Origin of the sequence: Klebsiella sp. RCJ4, from assembly GCF_009025755.1 — a bacterium.
In the GTDB taxonomy this organism is placed as follows: domain Bacteria; phylum Pseudomonadota; class Gammaproteobacteria; order Enterobacterales; family Enterobacteriaceae; genus Klebsiella; species Klebsiella michiganensis.
Window position 1 is genome coordinate 79,788 of record NZ_WCIN01000048.1, and the last position, 8,788, is coordinate 88,575.

An 8,788-nucleotide genomic window follows, 5' to 3' on the forward strand; every position below is an offset into this window, starting at 1 on the left:
AGCGGCGCAGGTTTCGCTGCGCCGCTGAGGCATAAACGCCACTCAGGAGTCTTATTTGCCTTTAATTTCGTACAGCGGCGTCTGGCCAGCAACCACTTTACCGGTTGCCTGGATAACCAGCGCGCTGTAGTCGTCGCTATTGCTGCATACGACCGGGCTAATCATCGAGCGCGCGTTAGCGTTCAGGAACGCAAGATCCAGTTCCAGAATCGGCTGACCCGCTTTCACTTCCGCGCCCTCTTCCACCAGACGTTTAAAGCCCTGGCCGTTAAGCGCGACGGTATCGATACCCATATGGACAACGATTTCCGCACCGTTTTCAGTTTCCAGACAGAAAGCATGGTTGGTGTTGAAAATCTTCACCACGGTGCCAGCCGCCGGCGCAACAACAATCTTATCAGTCGGTTTCACCGCCACGCCGTCGCCGACGGCTTTGCTGGCGAACGCTTCATCCGGGACCTGCTCCAGCGCTACAATGTCGCCGGTAATCGGCGAAACCAGCGCTTCGACGGTTTTCGCGTTAGCGACAGCCTGCGGTTTAGCGGCCTGAGCGGCTACGGGGGCGCTGTGAGGCGCTCCAGCCGCCGCGGCAACCGGGCCACGGGCAACTACTTTCTTCATTTCATCGCCGACGGATTCGGCTTTCGCACCCACGATAACCTGGATGGTCTGCTTGTTCAGTTTAACCACACCGGAAGCACCGAGGCGCTTACAGGCCGCGTCGTTAACCAGCGCAGAGTCCGCCACGGTCAGACGCAGACGGGTAATACAGGCATCAATCGCTTTCAGGTTATCCGTACCGCCGACCGCCGCGATGTAGTTGGTCGCCAGCTGGGTTAAACCTTCTTCGGTATTGCTGTTGGCCTCTTCAGTGACCACGTCATCCGCTTTATCTTCACGACCCGGCGTTTTCAGATTGAACATGCGGATTACCGCGCTGAACAACAGGAAGTAGATAACAAAGAACACAACGCCCATCACAATCAGCATCCAGACGTTTTTACTGGCTGCCGGCAGGCTGTACATCAGCACATAGTCGATGGCGCCTGCGGAGAAAGAGAAGCCCGCGTGGATACCCAGCGCCGTCGCAACGAACAGGCTGATACCGGTCAGGATGGCGTGCAGGAGATACAGCAGCGGCGCCAGGAACATGAACAGGAATTCCAGCGGCTCAGTCACACCGGTCAGGAACGCGGTGATAGCAACCGACAGCAGCATACCGCCGACCATCGGACGACGCGCTTTCGGGGCCGCGAAATACATCGCCAGCGCCGCACCCGGCAGACCGAACATCATGATCGGGAAGAAGCCGGACATGAACATCCCCGCGGTGCCGTCACCCGCATAGAAGCGGTTGATATCACCGTGGAACACGGCGCCAGCGGCGTTGGTGAATTCACCAATCTGGAACCAGGCGATGGTGTTCAGCACCTGATGCAGACCCGTCGGGATCAGCAGACGGTTGATGAAACCAAAGATACCGGAGCCGAGCGCGCCCGCGCCCACAATCCATTCACCACCTGCATGGATGGCGTTCTGCACCGGCGGCCAGACGTAGCCGAAGATGGCTGCCAGCACCAGGCAGAAGAAGCCGGTTGCGATAGGTACAAAGCGTTTGCCGCCGAAGAAGCTCAGGAAGTCAGGCAGTTTGATACCCGACCAGCGGTTATAGACGGCACCGCCAACCAGACCGGTAATGATACCCGCCAGGACGCCCATATTGATGGCCGGGTTGATAGTGACCATCGCTTTCGTCAACACGAAGTAACCTACCGCCCCCGCCAGCGCTGCGGCACCGGCGCTGTCTTTCGACCAGCTGGATGCGACGCCGATAGCGAAAATCAGCGCCAGGTTGTCAAAGATTGCCCCGCCCGCCTGGGCGATAAACGAAATGTTAAGCAGATCCGGTTGACCGAATCGCAGCAGCAGCGCCGCGACCGGCAGCACTGCGATAGGGAGCTGTAACGCCCTACCGAGTCGCTGAAAAAAACCTAAAATATTCATCTTATTCCCCCTATGAGACCCCGATAAGGCTCATTAAAGCCACTTTATTATTGTGTAACCTGGTTAAATTTTTAACTTACCTGCAAAGTGTCTGAAAAATTAATTCGTCTCGCAAATTAAATGGGTATTTTTTGTGACAATAGTCACCAAATATCGTATTCACCTCCGCCTTTGACTGGCTAACAACGAAAACTTATTTTATCATTCAAAAAATCAACACGGATTGACCCCGCTCGGCGCAGTTGCTGCGATACTCTTAATAGTATGCTGGCGCCAATCCGCCAGGTTCTAATTTAACTATAGAGGTGAACAATGAGACTGATCCCCCTGGTAACAGCTGAACAAGTCGGTAAATGGGCTGCCCGGCATATCGTTAACCGCATCAATGCGTTCAAACCGACTGCGGACCGTCCGTTTGTCCTGGGCCTGCCTACCGGCGGTACGCCTCTGACCGCTTATAAAGCCCTGGTTGAGATGCACAAAGCAGGCCAGGTTAGCTTTAAGCATGTTGTCACCTTCAACATGGATGAGTACGTTGGGCTGCCGAAAGAGCATCCGGAAAGCTATCATAGCTTTATGCATCGCAACTTCTTTGATCACGTTGATATCCCGGCGGAAAATATTAACCTGCTGAATGGTAACGCGCCGGATATTGATGCAGAATGCCGTCGCTATGAAGAAAAAATTCGTTCTTACGGTAAAATCCACCTGTTTATGGGCGGCGTGGGTAACGATGGCCACATCGCTTTTAACGAACCAGCCTCTTCTTTGGCTTCACGTACACGCATCAAAACCCTGACCCATGATACTCGCGTAGCGAATTCCCGTTTCTTCGACGGTGACGTTGACCAGGTGCCTAAGTACGCGCTGACCGTTGGCGTGGGCACGCTGCTGGACGCGGAGGAAGTGATGATTCTGGTGCTGGGTCATCAGAAAGCGCTGGCGCTGCAGGCGGCGGTGGAAGGCAACGTAAACCATATGTGGACCATTACCTGTCTGCAGCTGCACCCGAAAGCGGTGGTGGTCTGCGATGAGCCGTCCACCATGGAACTGAAAGTTAAGACACTGAAATATTTCAACGAGTTAGAAGCCGAAAATATCAAAGGTCTGTAATGTAGTCTCGTCCCGCGGCTGCCCCCGCGGGACAACCATTTTTGACAACCGGGGGTCGTAATGTATGCATTAACCCAAGGCCGGATTTATACCGGTCACGAAATTCTGGATGACCATGCGATTGTTATCGCCAATGGCCTTATCGAACGTATCTGTCCTCAGACTGAACTGCTCACCGGGATCGAACAGCGCTCGGTTGATGGCGCGATCCTTGCTCCCGGTTTTATCGACGTCCAGCTTAACGGCTGCGGCGGCGTGCAGTTCAACGACACGGCGGACGCGGTCACCGTTGAAACGCTGGAGATTATGCAGAAGGCCAATGAACGCTCCGGCTGCACCAGCTATCTGCCCACGCTGATCACCTCCAGCGACGACCTGATGAAACAGGGCGTACGCGTGATGCGCGAATACCTGCAAAAACATCCTAACCAGGCGCTGGGGCTGCATCTTGAAGGCCCGTGGCTGAATATCGTTAAAAAAGGTACCCACAACCCGGACTATGTACGCAAACCGGATGCCGCGCTGGTGGATTTCCTGTGCGAAAACGCGGACGTGATAACCAAAATCACGCTTGCGCCGGAACGGGTGGAACCGGAGGTTATCCGCAAACTGGTGGCCGCCGGTATCATCGTCTCCGCCGGTCACTCCAACGCGACGCTTAAAGAAGCGAAAATCGGTTTCCGCGCCGGGATTACCTTTGCTACCCATCTGTTTAACGCCATGCCGTATATTACCGGCCGTGAGCCGGGCCTGGCTGGCGCGATTTTCGACGAGCCGGATGTCTACTGCGGCATCATCGTCGACGGTATGCACGTCGATTTCGCTAACGTGCGCCTCGCTAAACGCTTGAAAGGCGACAAGCTGTGTCTGGTTACCGACGCGACGGCGCCGGCGGGTGCCAATATTGAGCAGTTCATTTTTGCCGGTAAAACAATATACTACCGGAACGGCCTGTGCGTAGATGAGAACGGTACCCTCAGCGGCTCTTCATTGACCATGATTGAAGGGGTGCGTAACCTCGTTGAGCATTGCGGCATCGCGCTGGATGAAGTGTTGCGTATGGCGACGCTCTACCCTTCCCGCGCCATTGGCGTAGACAAACAGTTAGGCAGCATTGCCCCGGGGATGGTCGCTAACCTGACCGCATTCACCCGTGATTATAAAATCACCAAGACCATCGTTAATGGTAACGAGGTCGTCACTGAGTAAGTAAAAGTATGACAGCAGGCGGACAGGCTCAAATTGGTAACGTCGATCTCGTAAAACAGCTGAACAGCGCGGCCGTCTATCGGCTCATCGATCAGCACGGCCCCATCTCGCGTATCCAGATTGCGGAACAAAGCCAGCTTGCCCCTGCCAGCGTAACCAAAATTACGCGTCAGCTTATTGAACGCGGACTGATCAAAGAAGTCGATCAGCAGGCCTCCACCGGGGGCCGCCGCGCCATCTCCATTGTTGCCGAAACCCGCGGCTTCCACGCCATCGGCGTACGCCTTGGCCGCTACGACGCCACCCTGACCCTCTATGATTTAAGCAGCAAGACTCTTGAAGAAGAGCACTACCCGCTGCCGGAAAGAACTCAGGAAACGCTGGAACACGCCCTGCTTAACATCATCGCCGCCTTTATGGAAAGCTGTCAGCGTAAAATCCGCGAGCTGATCGCCATTTCGGTGATCCTGCCGGGGTTGGTCGATCCGGAAAGCGGCGTCATTCGCTATATGCCGCACATTCAGGTGGAAAACTGGGGGCTGGTTGAAGCGCTGGAAAAACGCTTTAAAGTTACCTGCTACGTCGGCCACGATATTCGTAGCCTCGCGCTGGCGGAGCACTACTTTGGTGCGAGCCACGACTGTGAAGACTCCATTCTGGTGCGCGTACACCGCGGGACCGGCGCAGGGATCATCTCCAACGGGCGGATTTTTATTGGCCGTAACGGTAACGTCGGGGAAATCGGCCATATCCAGGTCGACCCGTTAGGCGAGCGCTGCCACTGCGGTAACTTCGGCTGTCTGGAAACCGTCGCCGCCAATGCCGCTATTGAACATCGCGTTCGTCATCTGCTGGAACAGGGTTATCAGAGCAAAATTTCCCTCGATGACTGTTCGATCAAAACGATCTGCAAAGCCGCGAATAAAGGCGATGCGCTGGCCTGTGAGGTGATCGAGCACGTTGGCCGCCATCTGGGTAAAACCATCGCTATCGCCATTAACCTGTTTAATCCGCAAAAAGTGGTGATTGCCGGGGAGATCGTGGAAGCGGAAAAAGTCCTTCTGCCGGCAATCGAAGGCTGTATTAATACCCAGGCGCTGAAGGCGTTTCGCAAAAACCTGCCGGTAGTGCGATCCACGCTCGATCATCGCTCAGCCATTGGCGCTTTTGCCCTGGTAAAGCGTGCGATGCTCAACGGGACTCTGCTCCAGCGTTTGCTGGAAAGCTAAAGCCGCTTTATAGTTTCGCCTTTCTCCAACGATGTCGGACAGTTCATGACCATTCAAAACGTAATTTGTGATATTGACGGCGTGCTGATGCACGACAATGTGGCCGTGCCGGGCGCCGCTGAATTCATCAAACGCATACTTGAGAAAGAGATGCCGCTGGTGATGCTGACCAACTACCCTTCTCAAACCGGTCAGGATCTGGCAAACCGCTTTGCGACGGCGGGAATCGATGTTCCTGATACCGCCTTTTATACCTCAGCAATGGCCACGGCGGATTTTCTGCGTCGCCAGGAAGGCAAAAAAGCCTATGTGGTAGGGGAAGGCGCGCTGATTCACGAACTGTACAAAGCCGGCTTTACCATCACCGACGTCAATCCGGATTTTGTTATCGTCGGTGAGACGCGCTCCTTTAACTGGGAGATGATGCATAAGGCCGCTTTTTTTGTCGCCAACGGCGCGCGCTTTATCGCCACTAACCCGGATACCCACGGTCGCGGCTACTACCCGGCCTGCGGGGCGCTGTGCGCCGGTATAGAAAAAATCTCCGGTCGTAAGCCGTTCTACGTGGGGAAACCGAGCCCGTGGATTATCCGCTCCGCGCTCAATAAAATGCAGGCGCATTCGGAACAGACGGTAATCGTCGGCGATAACCTGCGAACGGATATTCTGGCAGGCTTCCAGGCCGGTCTGGAAACCATTCTGGTGCTTTCCGGGGTTGCCACGCTCGATGATATCGACAGCATGCCGTTCCGCCCTTCCTGGATTTATCCCTCCGTTGCGGAAATCGATATCTTCTAAATAAAACCACGTCCTGCGACGTGGTTTCTTATTTCTAAGCCTCTCCTGAACACTTTTATCTAAAAAAAAAGCGCCATCATTAAATATTCAGCAACAAAAGTGCTCAAAACGTACTCTTTTTTCACTATTCGACAATCACAATTGCATTATTTCCTTTTCCAGCCGTAAACCCCTTGCGCCCTCCGCGCCTTTGCGGCATTTTCTAAAGCATGCACTGAGGCTTCGCAATAAGACGAAGTCTGCACAACATCAAACAAGACAGGGTAACGGAGAAGGCTATGTGTTCGATTTTTGGCGTACTGGATATTAAAACTGACGCGGGTGAGCTGCGTAAAAAGGCACTGGAGCTTTCCCGACTGATGCGCCACCGTGGTCCGGACTGGTCCGGCGTCTATGCCTGTGATAAAGCCATCCTGGCGCATGAACGCCTGTCAATCGTCGACGTCAACGCCGGCGCGCAGCCGCTGTATAACGCCGCTAAAACTCACGCTCTCGCCGTCAACGGTGAAATCTACAACCACCAGGCGCTGCGCGCGGAATACGGCGACCGCTACGCGTTCCAGACCGGTTCCGACTGCGAAGTTATCCTCGCGCTGTATCAGGAAAAAGGCCCGGACTTCCTCGACGATCTGCAGGGGATGTTTGCTTTCGCTCTCTACGACAGCGAAAAAGACGCGTATCTGATTGGTCGCGACCACATCGGCATCATCCCGCTGTATATGGGTCACGACGAACACGGTAACTTCTACGTTGCCTCTGAAATGAAAGCGCTGGTTCCGGTTTGCCGCACGATTAAAGAGTTCCCGGCAGGCAGCTACCTGTGGAGCAAAGATGGCGAAATCCGCGAGTACTACCAGCGCGACTGGTTCGACTACGACGCGGTGAAAGACAACGTCACGGACAAAAACGAACTGCGTCAGGCGCTGGAAGAGTCGGTAAAAAGCCACCTGATGTCCGATGTTCCGTACGGCGTACTGCTCTCCGGCGGCCTGGATTCATCGGTGATTTCCGCCATCACCAAAAAATATGCCGCGCGCCGCGTCGAAGATCAGGAAAAATCAGAAGCCTGGTGGCCGCAGCTGCACTCCTTCGCCGTCGGCCTGGAGGGCGCCCCCGATCTGAAAGCCGCGCAGGAAGTGGCTAACCATCTGGGTACCGTGCACCACGAGATCCACTTTACGGTGCAGGAAGGCCTGGACGCGATTCGCGATGTTATCTATCACATTGAAACCTACGACGTGACGACGATTCGCGCGTCAACGCCAATGTATCTGATGTCGCGTAAAATCAAAGCCATGGGCATCAAAATGGTACTGTCCGGCGAAGGTTCTGACGAAGTATTTGGCGGCTACCTCTATTTCCATAAAGCGCCCAACGCCAAAGAGCTGCACGAAGAGACCGTGCGCAAACTGCAGGCGCTGCATATGTTTGACTGCGCTCGCGCCAACAAAGCGATGTCCGCGTGGGGCGTTGAAGCACGCGTCCCGTTCCTGGATAAGAAATTCCTCGACGTGGCAATGCGTATTAACCCGCAGGATAAAATGTGCGGCAACGGTAAAATGGAAAAACATGTCCTGCGTGAATGTTTTGAATCTTACCTGCCGGCGAGCGTCGCCTGGCGCCAGAAAGAACAGTTCTCTGATGGCGTTGGTTACAGCTGGATCGATACCTTAAAAGAAGTGGCTGCTGAACAGATTTCCGATCGGCAGCTGGAAACCGCCGGCTTCCGCTTCCCGTACAACACGCCTTCCTCGAAAGAAGCGTATCTGTACCGTGAGATTTTCGAAGAGCTGTTCCCGGTACCGAGCGCGGCCGAATGCGTTCCTGGCGGCCCTTCCGTCGCATGCTCTTCAGCAAAAGCGATTGAGTGGGACGAATCTTTCAAAAAAATGAACGATCCGTCGGGACGCGCGGTTGGCGTACACCAGTCGGCCTACTAACCGACGCTGCTTTCAAAACGGACTCTTCGGGGTCCGTTTTTGTTTTGTGCCTTATTTAAGCCGTTAAAAACGATAAATAACCAATAATTGCCGATTATTGCACCACGCTGTTCGCAACCTAACCAAACAGTTACGTTCAGTCCATTTTCGATGAAAAAGGGGTTGACGCTTCAAGGCTCAATACGCATAATGCGCCCCGCAACGCCGATAAGGTAACGCGCAAAAAGATGGCTACGTAGCTCAGCTGGTTAGAGCACATCACTCATAATGATGGGGTCACAGGTTCAAATCCCGTCGTAGCCACCATCTTTTTTGCGGGAGTGGCGAAATTGGTAGACGCACCAGATTTAGGTTCTGGCGCCGCAAGGTGTGCGAGTTCAAGTCTCGCCTCCCGCACCATTTACTCGTTCGCGTTGCGGTAAAAGATTTTTGTTGGGGTATCGCCAAGCGGTAAGGCACCGGTTTTTGATACCGGCATTCCCTGGTTCGAATCCA

Annotated in this window: 6 protein-coding genes and 2 tRNA genes; 7 read left to right on the forward strand and 1 reads right to left on the reverse strand. The window is 54.4% G+C overall.

Going from position 1 to position 8,788, the window contains the following annotated elements:
• Positions 1 to 51: 51 nt before the first annotated feature.
• Positions 52 to 2,004, reverse strand: a complete 1,953-nt coding sequence (gene nagE / locus F8562_RS27985) for a PTS N-acetyl glucosamine transporter subunit IIABC (RefSeq protein ID WP_014228414.1) — start codon at positions 2,002 to 2,004, stop codon at positions 52 to 54.
• A gap of 312 nt (positions 2,005 to 2,316) precedes the next feature.
• Between nagE and nagB the strand changes: the two genes are divergently transcribed.
• From nagB to F8562_RS28020, 7 genes are all read left to right on the forward strand, one after another.
• The gene (gene nagB / locus F8562_RS27990; RefSeq protein WP_004130458.1) at positions 2,317 to 3,117 is read left to right on the forward strand and encodes a glucosamine-6-phosphate deaminase; all 801 of its coding nucleotides are present in this window, start codon (positions 2,317 to 2,319) and stop codon (positions 3,115 to 3,117) included.
• A 60-nt stretch (positions 3,118 to 3,177) separates the two neighbouring features.
• Positions 3,178 to 4,326 (forward strand): N-acetylglucosamine-6-phosphate deacetylase, encoded by a 1,149-nt coding sequence (gene nagA / locus F8562_RS27995; protein ID WP_014837816.1) that lies wholly within the window; start codon positions 3,178 to 3,180, stop codon positions 4,324 to 4,326.
• Between the two features lie 8 nt (positions 4,327 to 4,334).
• On the forward strand, positions 4,335 to 5,555 hold the full coding sequence (nagC, locus tag F8562_RS28000; protein WP_014228412.1) for a DNA-binding transcriptional regulator NagC: 1,221 nt from the start codon (positions 4,335 to 4,337) through the stop codon (positions 5,553 to 5,555).
• Positions 5,556 to 5,600: 45 nt separating this feature from the next.
• Complete coding sequence (locus F8562_RS28005; RefSeq protein ID WP_004100215.1) at positions 5,601 to 6,353, forward strand: HAD-IIA family hydrolase; 753 nt, start codon at positions 5,601 to 5,603, stop codon at positions 6,351 to 6,353.
• Between the two features lie 278 nt (positions 6,354 to 6,631).
• Positions 6,632 to 8,293 (forward strand): asparagine synthase B, encoded by a 1,662-nt coding sequence (gene asnB / locus F8562_RS28010; protein ID WP_014228410.1) that lies wholly within the window; start codon positions 6,632 to 6,634, stop codon positions 8,291 to 8,293.
• 229 nt (positions 8,294 to 8,522) lie between these two features.
• A tRNA-Met gene (locus F8562_RS28015) sits at positions 8,523 to 8,599 on the forward strand.
• 8 nt (positions 8,600 to 8,607) lie between these two features.
• Positions 8,608 to 8,692 (forward strand) — tRNA-Leu (locus tag F8562_RS28020).
• Positions 8,693 to 8,788: the final 96 nt, after the last annotated feature.